Annotated in this window: 2 protein-coding genes; both read right to left on the bottom strand. The window is 54.8% G+C overall.

Going from position 1 to position 1442, the window contains the following annotated elements:
* Nucleotides 1–157: 157 nt before the first annotated feature.
* Nucleotides 158–814, bottom strand: a complete 657-nt coding sequence (locus tag B5E53_RS18580; protein WP_162611981.1) for a DUF5038 domain-containing protein — start codon at nt 812–814, stop codon at nt 158–160.
* A gap of 10 nt (nt 815–824) precedes the next feature.
* On the bottom strand, nt 825–1442 hold a 618-nt coding region (locus tag B5E53_RS18575; protein ID WP_204245556.1), incomplete at its 5' end, for a C39 family peptidase.

The raw sequence follows: 1442 nt of genomic DNA, 5'->3' as shown, positions 1-1442 counted from the left end.
GTCAGGGAAAACGGCAGGTGGACCACCGGCACCCCGATCAGCAGGGCGAAAATAATGGCTTCAATGGCATTGCGGATGTCAAAGGTGCCGTTTAAGATCTTGCCCTTTTCGATGAAGTTTGGCGGGATAAAGGAGGTCCGCTGCTCATCCGGATTGCTCATGGCAGCACCTCCTCTCCGTCCTGGGTGTTCTGTGCGGGATCCGCAGCATTTTCGGAAGCTCCGCTTTGCGTAGTTCCCGTTTCTTCTGTCCCGGTATCCGGTGCAGGTGATTCCGGTGCGGTCACATCCGCATAGCCGCCTTCCTGGCGCTGCTCCACTTCACTGCTGGAGACAGAGGGAAGGGCATCTACTACCGGTTTTTCATAGGTCTGTCCGGATGTCCCTAGCACCGTCCGCTCTTCTCCAAAAGAAAAAGCACCCGTCATGGTGTCATAGAACACCGGAAGGGTGCTGTCATCGGACAGGAGAAAATGCAGTTCAACTGTGGTAGTGTCTGGATAACCGGTTTCATCCGGCAGATATTCTGCCGATGTAATGTCTGTCTGCCCGGTACGGGTAAGATATACCGGAAACTGCTCCTTTAAGGATACAGTCTGGGCGGAAGAGAAGAACTGGCTCAGCTCTTCAAAGGATAAAAAGTCCATCTCCGTCAGCTTCTCCGGCTGGTTGCTTTCTTCCTGGGAAGCGGTCTCTTCTTGAGACTTTGTATCCGGTGTTTCCTTTTGTTCCCGGAGCCTGGAAGGAAGAAAGATGGCGACCAGCAGGAGAAAGAGCATCAGGAGGATGGACAAAATCAGTTTTATTCTGCTCATAAACGCTCCTTTATTTCTTCTCGAAAATCCAATACTGCGAGGATGTCGCATGGATTTCCGTCATCATGTCAAATGCACGGTTCACATAGTTCTTGGACTCGCTGTCATTGGGATCATTGACCAGCACCTTCCCGTCTGCGGTCAGCCCGCGCAGGACAATAAAGTGTCCGGCTGAGGTAAATAACCCCGGCCCCTGGGAGGAGATCACCGGGCGCCCTTCGGAAAGGGCCTGCAGGACCGCATTGGCGTCCATGGTCTGGGTGACGCTCCCGCATCCGAAATGAGAAGCCGCCGCCTGGAAATAGGACCAGTAGGTGCCAGCCCCCGGCTTATAGTAGGAATTGCCGCACCAGGCGACTGCATCCACCGGAGTTATGGTGCTTCCGGTCAGGTAGCTTGCTACCATGGCAAAGGCAGTAGGGCCGCAGCCGCAGTCCGCAATCGAACCGGTGCCATAAGGGATGTTTCCGTATTCCGTCTGGATGTAGAGGGGGATCTGCATCCCGCCTGCCGGGTAAGTGCCGCCGGTATTCAGTACCTGGTAATAGCGCAGGACATGATCCACGTACTCCTTGTCCCCGTAGATGGAATAGTTCCAGCCGGGCCGGGCGCACATCATGTCGGAGTA

Origin of the sequence: Eubacterium sp. An11 (genome assembly GCF_002161065.1) — a bacterium.
Classification (GTDB): domain Bacteria; phylum Bacillota; class Clostridia; order Lachnospirales; family Lachnospiraceae; genus Anaerobutyricum; species Anaerobutyricum faecale.
This window is presented reverse-complemented; position numbering and strand designations above follow the sequence as displayed.

What these genes read in the sequence shown, in the direction of transcription:
- B5E53_RS18580 (WP_162611981.1), bottom strand. Translation starts at nt 814, where the DNA reads ATGAGCAGAATAAAACTGATTTTGTCCATCCTCCTGATGCTCTTTCTC.